General features: G+C 69.5%; 15 protein-coding genes and 1 pseudogene. 4 read left to right on the top strand and 12 right to left on the bottom strand.

What is annotated here, in order from left to right; all coding sequences use genetic code 11:
- Positions 1-114: 114 nt before the first annotated feature.
- From ACFY2K_RS18655 to ACFY2K_RS18625, 7 genes are all read right to left on the bottom strand, one after another.
- Positions 115-1,002, bottom strand: coding sequence for a hypothetical protein (locus ACFY2K_RS18655; protein ID WP_380524141.1), 888 nt, complete (start codon positions 1,000-1,002; stop codon positions 115-117).
- A 177-nt stretch (positions 1,003-1,179) separates the two neighbouring features.
- Complete coding sequence (locus tag ACFY2K_RS18650) at positions 1,180-1,854, bottom strand: YdcF family protein (RefSeq protein WP_380524139.1); 675 nt, start codon at positions 1,852-1,854, stop codon at positions 1,180-1,182.
- 237 nt (positions 1,855-2,091) lie between these two features.
- Positions 2,092-2,523 (bottom strand): NUDIX domain-containing protein, encoded by a 432-nt coding sequence (locus ACFY2K_RS18645; RefSeq protein WP_380524137.1) that lies wholly within the window; start codon positions 2,521-2,523, stop codon positions 2,092-2,094.
- Positions 2,524-2,640: 117 nt separating this feature from the next.
- Positions 2,641-2,994 (bottom strand): hypothetical protein, encoded by a 354-nt coding sequence (locus tag ACFY2K_RS18640; protein WP_380594959.1) that lies wholly within the window; start codon positions 2,992-2,994, stop codon positions 2,641-2,643.
- A gap of 82 nt (positions 2,995-3,076) precedes the next feature.
- Positions 3,077-3,763: a pentapeptide repeat-containing protein gene (locus ACFY2K_RS18635; RefSeq protein ID WP_380524132.1), complete on the bottom strand. Its 687-nt coding sequence runs from the start codon at positions 3,761-3,763 to the stop codon at positions 3,077-3,079.
- A gap of 78 nt (positions 3,764-3,841) precedes the next feature.
- Positions 3,842-5,200, bottom strand: a complete 1,359-nt coding sequence (locus ACFY2K_RS18630; protein ID WP_380524130.1) for a hypothetical protein — start codon at positions 5,198-5,200, stop codon at positions 3,842-3,844.
- An 11-nt stretch (positions 5,201-5,211) separates the two neighbouring features.
- Positions 5,212-5,961: a hypothetical protein gene (locus tag ACFY2K_RS18625; RefSeq protein WP_380524128.1), complete on the bottom strand. Its 750-nt coding sequence runs from the start codon at positions 5,959-5,961 to the stop codon at positions 5,212-5,214.
- Between the two features lie 26 nt (positions 5,962-5,987).
- On the opposite strand from ACFY2K_RS18625, the gene ACFY2K_RS18620 reads away from it, so the two are divergent.
- A complete protein-coding gene (locus tag ACFY2K_RS18620) occupies positions 5,988-6,866 on the top strand; it encodes a glycosyltransferase family 2 protein (protein ID WP_380524126.1) in 879 nt (292 codons plus the stop codon).
- 19 nt (positions 6,867-6,885) lie between these two features.
- On the opposite strand, the gene ACFY2K_RS18615 is transcribed toward ACFY2K_RS18620, so the two are convergent.
- Genes ACFY2K_RS18615 through ACFY2K_RS18605 form a run of 3 tightly spaced genes read right to left on the bottom strand, consistent with a single transcriptional unit; the run spans position 6,886 to position 10,152 of the window.
- Positions 6,886-8,025 carry a DegT/DnrJ/EryC1/StrS family aminotransferase gene (locus ACFY2K_RS18615; RefSeq protein WP_380524124.1) on the bottom strand — a complete coding sequence of 380 codons (1,140 nt, stop codon included), beginning with the start codon at positions 8,023-8,025 and terminating at the stop codon, positions 6,886-6,888.
- Positions 8,022-9,077: an NAD-dependent epimerase/dehydratase family protein gene (locus ACFY2K_RS18610; protein ID WP_380524122.1), complete on the bottom strand. Its 1,056-nt coding sequence runs from the start codon at positions 9,075-9,077 to the stop codon at positions 8,022-8,024. Before ACFY2K_RS18610 ends, ACFY2K_RS18615 begins: the two co-directional genes overlap by 4 nt.
- Positions 9,078-9,096: 19 nt before the next feature.
- Positions 9,097-10,152, bottom strand: a complete 1,056-nt coding sequence (locus ACFY2K_RS18605) for an NAD-dependent epimerase/dehydratase family protein (protein WP_380524120.1) — start codon at positions 10,150-10,152, stop codon at positions 9,097-9,099.
- Positions 10,153-10,278: 126 nt separating this feature from the next.
- On the opposite strand from ACFY2K_RS18605, the gene ACFY2K_RS18600 reads away from it, so the two are divergent.
- From ACFY2K_RS18600 to ACFY2K_RS18590, 3 genes and pseudogenes are all read left to right on the top strand, one after another.
- Complete coding sequence (locus ACFY2K_RS18600) at positions 10,279-11,634, top strand: tetratricopeptide repeat protein (protein WP_380524118.1); 1,356 nt, start codon at positions 10,279-10,281, stop codon at positions 11,632-11,634.
- 133 nt (positions 11,635-11,767) lie between these two features.
- Positions 11,768-11,923: pseudogene (locus tag ACFY2K_RS18595) on the top strand (NUDIX hydrolase); the annotation flags it as partial.
- Positions 11,920-12,333 (top strand): NUDIX hydrolase, encoded by a 414-nt coding sequence (locus tag ACFY2K_RS18590; RefSeq protein ID WP_380594971.1) that lies wholly within the window; start codon positions 11,920-11,922, stop codon positions 12,331-12,333. The pseudogene ACFY2K_RS18595 and the gene ACFY2K_RS18590, both read left to right, overlap by 4 nt.
- Before the next feature lie 241 nt (positions 12,334-12,574).
- On the opposite strand, the gene ACFY2K_RS18585 is transcribed toward ACFY2K_RS18590, so the two are convergent.
- Both ACFY2K_RS18585 and ACFY2K_RS18580 read right to left on the bottom strand, forming a co-directional pair.
- Positions 12,575-13,009 carry an NUDIX hydrolase gene (locus ACFY2K_RS18585; protein WP_380524114.1) on the bottom strand — a complete coding sequence of 145 codons (435 nt, stop codon included), beginning with the start codon at positions 13,007-13,009 and terminating at the stop codon, positions 12,575-12,577.
- 507 nt (positions 13,010-13,516) lie between these two features.
- On the bottom strand, positions 13,517-14,848 hold the full coding sequence (locus ACFY2K_RS18580) for an MFS transporter (RefSeq protein ID WP_387712544.1): 1,332 nt from the start codon (positions 14,846-14,848) through the stop codon (positions 13,517-13,519).
- Between the last annotated feature and the right edge of the window lie 227 nt (positions 14,849-15,075).

The following is a 15,075-nucleotide window of genomic DNA, read 5'->3' as shown; positions in this document are numbered from 1 at the left end:
CCACCCGATTCCAGCGTCTTTTTTTTTTTTTGTTTTGTTTTCCGGCTTGCCGTCTGCGGCCCCCGGGGGGGGCCCCCCCGGGGGGGGCGCCCCGCGGCGGTGATGGAGCCTGTCTCAGGCTGCGATCTGTGCAGGTCGACTGCCGGTCATTGCGGAGCGAAGGGCAGTTCGGACTCGGGCGGCACCTGCGGTGGCCACGTCCGCGCCCTTGCGGGCCGTGGGGGTTCGGGTGGTCAGGCCGGCGCACGGGCGGCAGATGCCCGGTCGGGGCACGGGGTCGTGGCACTTGGCACACTCGGCGTACCGGGCCGGTGGCCGTGCAACGGGTTGGGCGGGCGGCATCTTGTGCTCCAGGCGGTAGCGGAGCACCGCGGCCGCCGAGTGCACCGGGGTGGGCAGGCCCGACAGCAGGGCTTGGGCGAGGTCGGCGTGGGCCGCGCCGCGTTGCAGCCACTGTGCGACGAGGGGCGCGAGTGCGGCGGCTTCGGCCTCGCCCAGGCGCAGCCGGGTCTCGGGGCGGATCACCCGGAACAGAGTGGCCACCGCTTCGCGGATCTCGGGTGGTTCCTCCTCTCCTCCCCGGTTGCTTTCGTCGGCCGGGCTCGTGGGGAGGGAGGGTTCTTGCTGCCGGTTCTTTACAACAGGGCTGCCAGCAGGGCCGGTTGCCGCTTCACCGGGCGCCGGACGGGTGGTACTCGGCGGAGCCGTGAGGTGCGGGGTGTCGTAGACGTGGGCTTCGGTGATGATCGTGCCGTCGGGCATCCGGATCTTCTCGACCCGGTAGTACCCGGCCTCGGTCAGCTCCTTCAACGCCTTGCGGACGGCGCCACGCCCCTGCGGGCTGGTGTCGGCCATGTGGCGGCCGTCCTCGCGCCAGCCGTCGGGGCGGGAGAGGAGGTCCGCGAGCAGGCCTCGGGCGGTGTAGCTCAGCCGCCGGTACTGGAGTAGGGCGTTGGGTAGCACGGTGAAGTTGCGCACGTGGGCGCTACGATGGATCCGCATCGGGAGGTTTGGCTCCTGGTGCCAGACCCCGGAGCGTTGGCGCGCTGCCGGGGTCACCTGTTTTCGGTTGGATTGCCGAACGTACCATGGCATTTGACGCAGAGTGAGGCATTCTCTGCGAGTGTCCTTCGTCAGGGCGACTTGGAGAGCATCGCCTGTCCTTCGGCAGACAGAACGTCAGGATTTGATGAGTCGTGTGTCGAAGCCGGCGCGGCAGAGCCGGTCGTAAGCGGCATTGGCCGCCTCCGGGACCTCCTGCTCGACGGCGTACCCGAGTTTCGGGTACTCAAGCACCCGCTGCATGTCCCCGACGAGCATGTCGATGACGTGTTTCTCGCTTCCAATGGCCTTTACGTAGTCGTTCAGCCCCATCGGTGCCGAGGCGCAAACCACCTCAACGTCCGGCCACAGCTTGCGGCAGGTGGCGAACGCGCGCCTCTCCATGTACGGCATGGCGATCAGCATCACGGACCGAACGTCGCGACCGGCCGAGGCCAGCACCTCACGTGAGAGGCTGATGTTCTGTCCAGTATTTGTGGCGTTCGGCTCCAGCAGGATCGCCGACTCCGGGACACCGCGCTCAAGGGCGTACTCCCGAAAGTGCACCGCCTCGCCCCGGGGGAACCGTTCCGGGTGGGTCGGGTTGGGGCCGCCGGTGAAGACCAGGGTGGGAAAGAGGCCCTCGTGGTAGAGCTCGGCCGCGTAGACTGGCACGCCGAGATCGTGGCTACCGAGGCCGATCGCCGCATCGCACGGCCGCAGCTCGTGGTGCATCTGGTGGTAGTCCCAAATCGTCTGGGCATCCCGCCATTGCTCATCCGTGATCACAAGTTGAATGGCCGCCACCTGCATGCTCCTTGATCACCGAAGTTTCAGAGTGGGCCGGCGGCCGTAGTCCCGCCGGATGCCGTCGATGCTCTGTAGCTGGTGGCTCATACCGTACTTGGCGGCCAGACCGTCGAAGCTGGCCGACTTCCGGATCGATACGGAGAGTTGGAGGCCCGGAGTGATCAAGGCGCGGTGTGAAATGGTGCGGCCCGGGACGGACCCGCCCCGGGCCGGCACCCTGACGCAGCCACCGGTTTGCGGCTACCTGGCGGCGAGGAGGTCCCCGCGTTCGACGGTCTCGCGGAGGACCGTGGTGATCTCCCGGGGCAGGAGATTGATCGTGGCGAGGGCTTCGATGGTGAGGGGGGTCTCCTCCAAGAGGTACTCGCCTCGGCCTTCCTGGCTGAACTCGGGGCCGGTGCGGTCCGCGAAGTTCCACTTCTCGATGGTGGCGAGGTAGAAGTCCTGGCGCTCATCGTCCGTCTCGATGGTGTGGAGGAGGCTGACGATCTCGGCCTCGCCCGCGATCTTCTCGCGGACCTCGCGCAGTAGGGCGTCCTCTGGGCTGGCGTCGGTCGGTTCGATCTTTCCGCCGACGATCACCCAGTACGGGTCGATGCCGGGGCGGATGCGTTTGATCAGCAGCGTGGTGTCGTTCGGGGTGAGGAGGACGGCGCGGACGCGGTGCTGCATGGCGGTCTGCTTTCTGTTCGGGGGGACGCCGGTCAGTGGAGGATCCAGCTGTCGTAGACGTGCAACGACTGGCCGGTGATGAAGGACGCGCTGGGGCTGGCGGGCGACCGTGGTGGGTCAGGCGGCATCGGCCTGTTCCATTGCGGCTGCACTCGGCCTTTTGAGCCAAACCAGCCGTGCAGTGATCCCCGGTCGCCCGGCGAAATGGCGCAAGGCCCGGTTGGGAGATGCGAGGGTCATTCGCGCCTGCCCGTCGATGCTGATCACGTGCGCTCGCCCGCTGTGGTCGGCGACTCCCCAGGCCACGACCCACCCGTCGACGTCCGGGAGGCCTTCGCCCCAGACCTGGACGACGGCGAACAGGCGGGGTGCGGTGTCGAGTACGAGCGCGCACAGCTCCTGGTTGAAGGTCGGGTCGGTCGGCAGCCGAGGCGTGATCGGGCGGGGGCTTTGTGGCGGCGCAGCAGCCATGGAAGTCTCCTACGTGAATAGGGGTCGGACGCGGCGCTACCGCCACCACCACGGGCAGCGGAACGGCCCGCGTGGGGGGGTTTCACTGGTCGTCGAGGGCGTCGGCGAAGGTCACGTCCAGCTCGGCGACCAGGGCTTCGGCGAGTTCGGTCTGCTGGGTGCGGTCGATGAGGACCTTGCCGAGGTTGGCGACGCCCCGCAGGGTGGTGAGGTCGTTGCCTCGAAGGTCGAGGCCTTGGTACTTGCCCCGGCCGAACTCGGTCAGTCGCAGGGCGCAGGCGTCGAGGACAGCGCCGCCGAGGTCGCAGCCGGTGAACGACGCCTCGGTCAACGTGCACTTCGAGAAGGCGACCGGGCCGGTGGAGCGGATCTGCTCGAAGGTCGCGTAGTCGAGCTTGCAGTTGTCGAAGAGAACGTTGTCCAGGGTCACGCCGATGAGTCCGGCGCCCATGATCCTGCAGTTGCGGAAGACGACGCGGGAGAGCTTGCTGTCGGCGATGCGGGCGGCGGCGAGGTCGCAGGTGTCGAACTCGACGGAGTCGATGCGGACTTGGTCGAGCTGCACACGGTCGGCCCGCAGGTTGGAGACGCGGCCGGTGACGAGGCGGGTCTCGGCGAGGTCCAGGGCCCGCAGGTCGGCGTCGCCGTACTGGAAGTCCTGGACGATGCCCCGGGTCGAGTCCAGGCTGGCGACGTTGGACAGGTACAGGCCGGGCTCGTTCAGGTGGGGCAGGGTCACGGTGACCCGGCCGAAGGTGATGCCGTCCATGGGAGGCTCCGTTCTCTCGAAGGTCGGGCCGAGCGGCGTTGCTTGCCCTGGGAATCACGATCAACCGGTGTCGCCCGATCACGTCGGGGCGGCGCGGCGTTTCGACCACCGCTCCTCCTCCGTTCGGTCCCGAAGGGGAGCAACCAGCCACGGCACGAGCCGGGCGGTTGGAGCGGCGGCGATCTGCTCAACCGGATGGAGAAGCCCCTGCTTGCATGACTCTGCCGTCCAGACTGTGAACCGGCCGTTGGGGTAGGCCGGGTTGATGCCGATCTCTCCCTTTGGGGTGACGCCGTTGAACGGAGTCGGGATGCCCACCTCGTTCCAGTAGGTCCACGCCTCCGAGGCCTTGGCCTGCTCGAAGCGGTAGTAGAGCTGCGGGTAGCGATCGAGGAGCCGGATCTCCCGGAAGATCAGCTGGCCGAGGAGGCGTGGTGCTGTCTCGGTCAGTGTGTCCAGGTTTGCCGCGCGGAAGGTTAAATTCCAAATTTCTTGACAGGGCGTCAGGGACGTGGCGGCGAAGAGATGGGACATGCGTCGGCGGACATAGTCGGCGGCTGACGCCGCCAGGCCGGGCTCGATGCGTCCGATGAGATCGAGGAGTCGGGTGTGGCCTGGGCAGAACCGCCCGAGGTCGAAGAGAGTGCCCATGCTGTCCACGGCGGAGAAGGCGAGTTCCTTGTAGAGCCGGTTGTTCATTTCCCCGCAGTCCGCGTACTCCTGGGTGGCCCGGCTGCTGGAGTGGAGCATCAGGTATTCGGCGACGGTCTCGAAATAGAGGTACCCGAGATAGGGAAGGACGGGGACCGTTGCGGCGAGGGCGTCGATGAACGACTCGTTCGGCGTTGTGCCACCACTGGCGTTGTGCAGGAGTTTGTCGAGGAACGGGGCTGCGACACGAACCCGGTCCACGACAGACTGCAGTACCTGGTCGTCCTCGACTGCGGTGAGAAAGTGCCGGTACGTCTGGTAGGTCCGCAGGTGGATGCCGCCGAGCCGCAGGTAGTCCAGGCCCTTGGCCGGTGCCGGGTGACCGGGGGTGACTCGGATGACCAGGGGCGTGCTGTGACGGCGGCTGGCCAGGCCCTGGCGGGCGTTCAGCAGGTAGGAGCCGAGGTTATGAGGCCGAAGCGCGCCGCCCGGCAGCGGGGTGAGGGGCGAGCCGTAGACGGCTCCGATCAGGCAGCCGGTGGACGCGAGAAGGTGGCCGCTGGAGCGGATGGCGTCCAGGGAACGGGTCAGGTGCAGCAGGTAGACCGGGCCGCCGGCGGTGAGCGTGGCGAGCATGGCGTTGCTGTCTTCGCGCAGCAGGTGCCCGTTGGGGGCCTGTTCGAGGCGCTGGTGCCAGTCGGCCTCGGAGGCGGCGAGCCCGGCCGGCAGCGGTCGGTCGGGACGTGTGTTGTAGTCGGTGTGCGCGAAGTCCCACTCGGTGTGCACGGGGGCTTCTCCTACTCGGGCATTACGGCCTGGAGCGCACGCTCCAGGGCCTGGGTGTCGGTCGCGCCGTCGAGGTGGGCATGCTCGCTGCCCACAACCAGGTCGTGGGCGAGCACCGGGGCCCAGGCGGGGACTTGGAGTTGCAGGCGGTTGAGGTCGGGCCACCAGCGGGCCAGCGGTAGCCGGTAGCGGTCGAGCGCGTCAGCTGCCTTGAGTAGGTCCACCGCCACCTTGTGCTGCTCGTAGGCGCGTTCCTGGTCGCGGGCGAAGGCATGGTGCGGCACATCGTGAAGGGCGACTGCGGTGATCGCCTCTGTCGTGGCCACCGTCCTGAACATCGTCTGAAGGCTCGCGGAATGCTCGGTCAGCCAGTCGGCGGCGCGGCGACCGTGGCCGGGATCGTCGTGGTCGTTCAGCCGCCGGCAGTCGTGACAGGCCGCCGCGGCCGCGAGCGCCAGCCCTCGGCCCGGGCTGAGATCGTGGCTGGCGGCGAGCAACTGCACGAGCACGGCGACCCGGGCACCGTGGCGTACGCCGTGAATCGAGGCGGCCGTCTGCGTGCGGGCGAACCAGGAGGCGTTCGGTACCAGTAGGAGCGGCCGGTGTGGCAGTCTGGCCCGGACACCCGGGCCCGCGGGCCGGTGGCGGGCGATCCAGTCCAGCGTCGGCCGGTCCATCACCTGGTGGTCCGGTAGTCGGCCGGTGTCGGCCAGCTCGTGCAGCGACGGTCCGCGGCCAGGCCGGGGTGTCGGCGAGATCATGAAGGTTCCTCGAAGGGTCGGGTGCGATGGGCGTCACGCTGGGCGTGGTGGTGCTGACGATGGGAAACCGGCCTGCGGAGCTGACGGCACTACTCGAGTCGGTACGGGCCCAGGACGGCGGCGACAACGGCGTTCGGACCGTCGTGCTCGGCCAGGGCGTGAAGCTGCCCGAGCTGCCGGACTGGGTGGACGCGGTGGAGCTGCCGGAGAACCTCGGCATTCCCGGGGGTCGCAACGCCGGCGTCGACCGGCTGCGCGAGCTTGGCGGCACGGACGTGCTGGTTGTCCTGGATGACGACGGGCTGCTGCCCCGCACCGACACATTCCGGCTGATCCGGGAGGCCTTCGAGCGGGACTCGAAGCTCGGCATTGTCAGCTTCCGGATCGCGGATGAGACCGGGTTCACCCAGCGCCGCCACGTGCCCCGCTTCGGCGCGAGCGATCCGCTGCAGTCCGGTCCGGTCACGACGTTCCTGGGCGGCGGGCACGCGATCCGCATGAGAGTGATCGATCAGGTCGGCCTGTTTCCCGCCGAGTTCTTCTACGCGCACGAGGAGACCGACTTTGCCTGGCGCGCGCTGGACGCGGGCTGGCGGATTGACTACCGCGCCGACCTGGTGCTGCAGCACCCCCGCACCGACCCGGCCCGTCACGCCGCCTACTACCGGATGACGGCCCGGAACCGGGTGTGGCTGGCCAAGCGCCACCTGCCCGCCCCTCTGGTGCCGGTCTACCTCACCTCCTGGGCGTTGTACACGCTGGTCCGCCGGCCGCCGATGTCCGGGCTCAAGGCGTGGTGGTCGGGGTTCTTCGAGGGTGTTCGGGTGCCATGCCCGCCGCGGCGGCCGATGCGGTGGAGCACGGTGTGGCGGATGACGCGGCTGGGCCGGCCGCCGGTGATCTGACAGCCAGCCCGGCACGGGGTCAGGACCAGATGGCATGGAGGGCGTCGATGACGCGCTGCACGTCCGCAGCTGTCATCGCGGGGTAGCAGGGCAGGGAGAGCTGCTGGGCGGCGATCTGCTCGGTGATGGGCAAGTGGCAGTCCAGGAGGCGGTACGCGGCGAGGCGGTGCACCGGCTTGAAATGCACGCTGGTGCCGATCCTGTGGTCGTTCAGGAGCAGCTCGGCCACCGTGTCCCGGGTCCGGCCGCCGACCGGTTCGACCAGAACGGGGTAGAGGAACCGTCCGTGCCGGACGCCGTCCGCGATGGTGGGCAGCCGCAGGCCGGGCAGGTCGGCGAGGGACCGGTCGTAGGAGGCAGCGATCTGTGCTCGGCGGGCGGTGAAGTCGGGCAGCTTGTGGAACTGTTGGAGGCCGACCGCGGCTGTGATGTCCGGCATCGTGTACTTCAAGCCCGGCACGGTGACCTCGTAGTCGGCGGTGTTCCGTGTGCCGTGCCGCTGCCACGCGGAGGTGTCGATGCCGTGCCGGCCGAGTAGGCGGGCGGCCTGGACGAGGTCTGCGCGGCCGACGATCATCCCGCCTTCGCCGCAGGTGATGACCTTGTTGGCGTAGAAGGAGAACGTCGCTAGGTCGCCGATGCTGCCCGCCCGAAGGCCGTCGCGCCAGGCGTGCAGAGCGTGGGCGGCGTCCTCGATCAGGACCATGCCGTGATCGTCGGCGAGCTTGCGGAAGGCCAGGAGATCGCAGGGCTGGCCGCCGTAGTGCATGACCAGGACGGCCTTCGTCCTGGAAGTGATCGCCTGCTTGGCCGCCTCGGGGTCGATGGTAAGGGTGACCGGATCGACCTCGGTGAACACCGGCCTGGCGCCGCACTGGACGATGGCGTTCGGGGCCGCGCAGAAGGTCAGGCTCGGGGTGATCACCTCGTCGCCCGGCTTGACCCCGGCCGCCAGCAGGGCCAGGTGCAGCGCGGCGGTGCACGAGGAGACCGCGAACGCGTCCTCGACGCCGAGCTCGGACTTCACCGCTTCCTCGAACCGGCTGGCCTTCGGGCCGTGGGTGAGCCAGCCCGAGCGCAGGGTGTCCATGACCTCGGCTTCCTCCTCCTGCCCGAGCGAGGGCCGGTTCCAAGGCAGGAACGGCGCGATGACGGTCACGGCTGCCCCCACGCGGCGGTGTACTCGGCCAAGTAGCGCCGGCACTCAGGGGTGCGCACGCTCCGCACCTTGCCTGCTGTGAAGGCCGCTGCCAGGGCCTGGTGGTTGTCGTACTGGGGTTCCTCCGGGTCGGCGATCTGACGGGCCACCAGGAGGTCGGCGATCTCCTGCACGCCGTCCTTGAGGGTGGTGGAGCATGCGCCAGGGAGGCGCTGCTGGAGCCGGGTGAAGCTCACCCGGTAGTCGCGGGCGTCGGCTTCGTCGAGCTCCGGGCCGCGCTGGATCTTCGATCCGGGCACGATGGCGGCCACAGTCTCGGCGATGTCGGTGATGGTGTGGTTCTCCTGGTCACTGCCGACGTTCCACGCCCCGGTCAGATCCTTGTCCAGGACGCCGGCGAGCACCCGGGCGACGTCGCCGACGTGGACGAGGGGCCGACGCTGAGTGCCTCCGTTGAGGGGGATCCGCCCGGTGGCGACGGCGCGCGAGGCCATGGAGTTGACTACGGAGTCCAGGCGCTGACGGGGCGAGGAACCGTGGACGGTCGCCAGCCGAAGGCTCGTCAAGGCGGTGACTTCGGCGAGTACGTCGGGCAGATGCCGTTCGGTGAGGACTTTGGTCCGGGCGTAGATGCCCAGCGGGTTGGGCTCGGTGTCCTCGTTCACGGTGCCTTCGTGCTTGCCGTAGACGCTGCACGAGGAGAAGAACACGTACTGATCGACGCCTGCACCGGCGGCGGCCTCGGCGGCGATCATCGGGGCGGCGTAGTTCAGTTCGACGGCCAGCTCCTCGTCCAGCCGACAGGCCGGCTCTCCGACGATCCCGCCGAGGTGCACGACGGCGTTCGCGCCGTCGCAGACCCCAGCCAGCAGCTCGGGGTCACGCAGATCCCCGGGGACGAACGTGGCGGCGCTGGGCAGGAGCCAGCCTGGGTCGTCCCCGCGGTTGTAGATCATGCCGTCCACGACGGTGACATGGTGGCCGAGCGAGACGAGGCGGTGGGAAGCGACGGAGCCGATGTATCCGGCTCCGCCGAGCAGAACGACGCGCATGGGGTGAATGTCCCTTCGTTCAGGCGGCCGAGACGGCGGCGGTGATCGGAGTGGTGAACCAGTCCGGGACGGCGTCCGGCGTGGTGCTGAGCCAGTGCACGTAGCGGTCGATGCCCTCGGTGAGGGTGATGGCGGGATGCCAGCCGAGCAGATCGGTGGACCGTCTGGTGTCGGCACAGCCTCCGCGCGGGTCGCCTTCCGGCATCGGTGTCTCGACGAACGCGGCGCCGGGGTAGTGGGCGGCGATCAGCTCGGCGATCCGCCGCACCGGGGTGGGGATGCCGGTGCCGATGTTGATGGTCTGCCCGGCAGCCTGGTCGATGACGAGGGCGAGGATGGTGGCGTGCGCGATGTCCTCGACGTGGATCATGTCGCGGACCTGGTGGCCGCCACCGTTGAGCCTCATCGGCCGGTTTGTGTGGGCGGACAGGGCCAGCCAGGGCACCATCCAGGAGTGCGAGCCGGGCTTGGGGATCTGCGGGTCGCCGTAGACCGAGAAGTACCGGACGATCGAGTACTCGGTGTCGCTGCCTCCGAGCATCAGGCGCACCTGGTGCTCGCCCCACAGCTTGGTGTTGGCGTACACAGAGATCGGGGTCAGCGGCTGGTTCTCGGTGAACCGCGCCGCGCCGTCCTCGGCGGGGGTGCCGTTGCCGTAGACAGAGGCGGAGGAGACGAAGACCAGCCGCTTCACCGTCGAGGCCGCCACGGCGTCCAGGACGGTCTGGGTGCCGTGCACGTTCGCGGCGAAGGCGATGTCGGGTCGGCGGGTGCAGGCGGCGACATCGGCGTACGCGGCGGCGTGGATCACGTAGTCCGCACGGCCGGTGAGCCACTTCACGGTGGCCCGCTCGCGAACGTCGCCGAGCAGGACCTGGGCGCTGTGGCGGTCCACCTGGAACAGGTCCCGCACCGGGTGCGGGTAGGCGTCGAACCGGTCCAGGACGATCGGCGTGGCGCCGCAGGCGGCGAGCTGAGCGACGATGCGGCTGCCGACCAGGCCACCGCCTCCGGTGACCAGAACGCTGGCCCCGGACAGCTCATGAAGGCGCGGGTCGCGGTACTCGTCGGCCATGAGGCATCAACCTCCTCTGAGGTGCGGGTTTGTTACATTCAGTGAACAGTCGGCCACATTCGGGCGGTACGGTGATGGCCCGCTCAGCCTGTTCAATCTGTTCAAGATCAGCTCTGGGGGTGCGAGTTGACCGGGCATAAGCAGCCGAACGAACAATTGGCGTCCGTCATGGCGGAAGCCGGGTGTACGTACGAAGTCCTGGCCAAGGTGGTCCGCAGCGTCGCGGCGGAGGCCGGTGAGACCCTGCACACCTCGCGGTCGGCCGTGCTCTCCTGGGTTAGGGGCGGCACCCCGACCGGCAATACTGCGGCCTACCTCGCCGAGGCCCTGACCAGAGTGGCGAAGCGCCAGGTGACGACCGCCGAGATCGGTCTAGGCTTCCCGGCCATCGGGGAGGCCATGCCCCCTGACCTTCTGGCAACTGCTGTCGACCTCGGGAGACTTGTCATGTTCCACCGCCGTGATCTCCTCGCCCTGGCCTTCGCCACCGCCACCGTCGGGCTCCCGCTCACCTACGACCACCAGGCCGTCGCCGCCACCCTGCGAACCGCGAAGAGCAGCCGTAGGGCCGGAGCCGAAGAGGTTTCCACCGTCCGGCAGCTCATCGAGATGTTCCGGACCGCCGACGAGAGACTGGGCGGCGGCCACGGGCTGTCCACCGTGTCGGCCTACCTGGCGGATGCCGTGGTGCCGATGCTCCAGGCCACGTTCCCGTCCGAGGAGGTCCGGCGGAGCGCGTACGGCGCGGCAGCCGAGCTCGCCACGCTGGTCGGATGGAAGTGCCACGATCTGGGCCGCGAGGGCGCCTCCCAGCGGTTCTATCTCCTCGCCTACCAGCTTGCCTGCGAGTGTGATCCCGCAGGCCATGGAGCCTGGATGATGCGAGCCCTGACCCATCAGGCCCTCGACCTGAACCAGACCACGCACTGCGTCGAGCTGGCCGAAGCCGCGCTCTCACGGGCCCAGGGGAAAGTCGACCGAAAGACGGAGGCGCTGCTGCTGGTGACGTCCGCCCGGGCCTACGGAGCAAGCGGCCAGAGCAAGAATGCCGCTGGGGCACTCTTGGCCGCCGAGGACGCCATGCTCGCCGCCGACGACGGCGTGCCATCCTACGCGGCCGCCTCCGGCCCGGTCGCGGCCACCGTGGCATCGCACACGGGCAAGACCCTGACCGAGATGAAGGACCACCGAGCCGCTGAACGGCACTACCGCAGGGCACTTGAGGACCGCGTTCCGGCGACGTACCAGCGGGTTCGCGGTCTGACCATCGCGAACCTCGCCAAGTCTGTCGCCGCCCAACACCGTCATGAGGAAGCCGTCGTCCTCTGGAATCAGTGCCTGGACCTCATGGACGGCGTGGCATCCGACCGAAACCAGAAGGAGCTGAAAACGGTGCGCTCAACCATGGCCGTCTACAGCAGGCGCGGAATTCCCGGCGCCCCGGAACTCGCTCAGCGAGCTGCCGAACTCGCGTCTCTGTAACACCAGATCGTGCCGCGAGCTTGGGGATCCGACACCTTCAAACCCGACACGTGGCTTGCCCAATGAAGACACTCCAGGTTGCCGAAAGGGCCTGGGTCTGCAGTAGGCGGCCAAAGTGGGGTGAGTGTCCAACGAGTGGTTCCTGCGTGAGTACCTTGCTGGTCAGCCAACCGGCGGCGACGCTGTCGAGAACGTCGACGTGATGTGGGTTCCTCGAAACTCGATGGCCCGCTTCTTCGACGCCGATACGATTTCCCCCATCCTGGCCGCCCTGGAGGAGCAGACGTGAGACAGCGAACTGCGGAGGAACGCCCGGGAATTGCCGCCGCGATCGTGGTCCGCGGAGGCCGTGTGCTGATGGTGCGTCGGCGGGTCAGTGAGGGCCAGCTCTCCTGGCAGTTCCCGGCCGGTGAGATCGAGGCCGGTGAGTCGCCCGAGGAGGCGGCCGTCCGCGAGACCGCAGAGGAGACCGGACTGGGTGTGGCCGCCGTCAAGCTCCTGGGCGAGCGGGTGCACCCGAAGACCGGCCGGCTGATGTCGTACACGGCCTGCGAGGTCGTCGGCGGCACCGCCGAGGTGGTGGACACGGACGAACTGGACGCCCTTGCGTGGGTGGCCCTCGCCGAGATCCCCGAGTACGTGCCGTACGGGCTCTTCGAGCCGGTGCAGGCATACCTGGACATTGTGCTCGTTGCGTGACCGAGGTGGACGGCGTCGGGCCGTTGGCGCTCCGCCCGGTCGGGAGGACGGCCCCGCATTCGTCATCGGGCTCGCCGTGAGCGATACGAAGATCACCGTAGAGCTGTCGCTGGAGTTGGACCAGGCCGGGCAGGAGCTCAGCAGCGCATCGGCAGTAACTTCCTGAGCCGCAGCAGGTCGTCTCGACCGCGGAGTGGCGGGCCCCTCGGGGAATCCGAGGGGCCCGCCACCCTCGTACGCCTCAGCGTGTGATCAGCTCGCGAACCGCGTCGCTCACCTCAGGCAGGTCACTGGGGAGGGCCCATTGGTGGGCGTCGTGCTCGGTGAGGACAACCGGTTCGGTCTTCTGCACGGTGACGGTGAAGTTGAACTGGCGGGTGGTGCCGCCTCGGCTGTTCTTGTAGTCGAAGTGCCCGATGTAGCCGGTGACCTGGTCGATGGTGAGGCCGGTCTCCTCGGCGGTCTCCCGATGGAGGGCGTCCAGGATGGTCTCCCCGGCCTCGACCGTTCCGGAGGGGATCTCCCACAGGCCGCCCATGTAGTCGTCGGGGTTGCGGCGCACGAGCAGGATGCGGCCGTCGTGGTTGATCATGGCGGCGGCGACGAAGCCGGTGATTCCGGCGGTTTCGGCCTCGGCCGCCAGGCTGGCGGCGAACTCGGGGGAGGTGACGGTCACAGCAGCTCCTTGTGATGGTCGCTGATCTTGATGGCCGCGCGGACGTAGTGTTCGGCCAGACGCAGATCCTGCTCACGATGCCAGGCCGGGAGCTTGATCGTCTGGGCGTGTGCGCGCTCGGTAGCCCGCCGAGCTCGTCCGGCTGGTAGATGAGCGTCAACCCGTACCAGGGCGGGACCACCCCTTCGGGTAGCTCGGTGGCCTCCGGGCCCGGTATCCGGGCCAGTTTGCCGTGCGGCCACAGCCATTTCGACCTGTCCCGGAGGCCGCCCCCGGCAGCCGGGGGCGGCCTCCGGGCGCTCATTGGCTTCTTTCGGCAGGGCGGTACGGGGCCAGGCCCGGGGCGGGCACCCGCCGGGAGGCGGGTGGGGGGTGGATGGTGGGGAACGGTGGTAGGGCTGATCCACGGAGCGGATGATGCGCGGGTGTTCGCCCGGTGGGGGAAAGCGCCGCTGCCCGGGACTTCCGGAGGGGGAGTCCCGGGCAGCGGCGCTTTCAGTGCCGGGGTCAGGCCGGGCGGGGTTTGCGGGCGATGGTGAGGGCGAGGGCGGCGCAGAGGACGGCGGCGAGGGTGGCGAAGCCGCTGACGGCGGGGAGGAGGCCGTAGGTCTGGACGAGGGCGCCGACGGCGATGACGGGGGCGGAGCTGCCGAGGTAGACGATGATCCAGAGGGAGCTCAGTTCGGAGCCCCGGCGTTCCGGGTTCATCGCGGCGACGGCGGTGGTGAACAGGGAGCGGAAGGCGACGCCCTGGCAGACGCCGCCGAGGACGCTGCCGATGAAGAGCAGCGCGGGTGTGTCGGTGTAGCCGGCCGCGACGACCAGGCCCAGGCCGGCGGCCAGGCCGGTCATGCCGAGGGCGATCACCGTACGGTCGGCGGTCGGCGGGATGATCAGCTGGGCGAGGGCCGAGGAGCCGAGCAGCAGGGCGGCCACGATCGCGCCGGTCAGGTGCGAGGGGGTGTGCAGCAGCTTGGCGGAGAAGGCAGGGGCGAGAGCCAGGTAGACGCCGAAGACCCCGTACGAGATGAAGCCCGCGGTGGCGGCGAGCAGGAACTCGCGGCGGCCGGTGCGCGGCAGCCGCAGGCGCTGCGGGCGCAGGTGGGCCGGGGTGGTGATCCGGGGCGGGGAGGCCGGCGGGCGGTTGCGGCCGGGCATCCGCGGGTGGACCAGGGCCAGTGGCACGCAGAGCGCCAGCAGGGCGACGGCGTGCAGCAGGAAGGGCGTCAGCAGCGGGTCCGAGCCGCCGGCGAGCAGGGCTCCGACCACCGGGCCGAGCGCGACGCCTCCGGCGGAACAGGCCAGGGTGAGCTTGGGGGCCAGCGCCGGGTGGTCGGGCAGCAGGTCGCCGAGGGCGGCCCCGGCTGCGCCGGTGGACAGGCCGACGGCGATGCCCTGGACGGCCCGGCCGACCGCGAGCTGCCAGAAGCTGCCGGCGGTGGCGAAGACGAGGTCGCCGGCGGCGGCCAGGGCGACGGCGGGCAGGATCAGGGCGCGGCGGCCGAGGTGGTCGGACCAGTGGCCGACCACGGCCAGCACGGGGAGCAGCGCGAACACGTAGATCGTGAAGAGGATCGTGGTGTCGAGTGGTCCGAGGCCGAGGCGCTGCTGGAGGAGCGGGTAGATCGGCGTCGCCAGGTTGGCACCGATCAGCATCAGCAGCAGGGCGCCGGCGACCAGGCCGACGCGTATGCCGCGCAGCGCGTTCCAGCGGCTGATCGCGGCGAGCTGGAGCTGGGCGCGGGGCGCGAGCTCCAGGGGGAGCAGGGCCTCCGACAGTCGGCGTCCGTCGAGCTGCGCGGTGCGCAGCACGGAGCCGGCGGGGGAGAGGTCCGCCATGGCAGGGGTCTCCTGTGGCCGGGCGCCACCGGGGTCGGCTGGGTGTGCCGGCGCGCCCGTCCTGAGGCGCTGTGGTGGTGGCCGCGGTGCGGGGCTCCCTGGTGGAGCGGGTGAGCTGAGAGAAGGGGCTTCGTTGCCCGGTGGCCCGCGCGGGGTTGTGCGCGGTGCCAAAGCGAAGGATAAGGGGTGGGCGCGTGGAAGCGGCGCGCGCCCCTTTGCGCGCCCTG

The organism is Kitasatospora sp. NPDC001309 (genome assembly GCF_042896295.1).
Lineage (GTDB): Bacteria > Actinomycetota > Actinomycetes > Streptomycetales > Streptomycetaceae > Kitasatospora.
The sequence above is the reverse complement of the archived record's forward strand: the minus strand, read 5'-3'. Positions and strand labels throughout refer to the sequence as shown.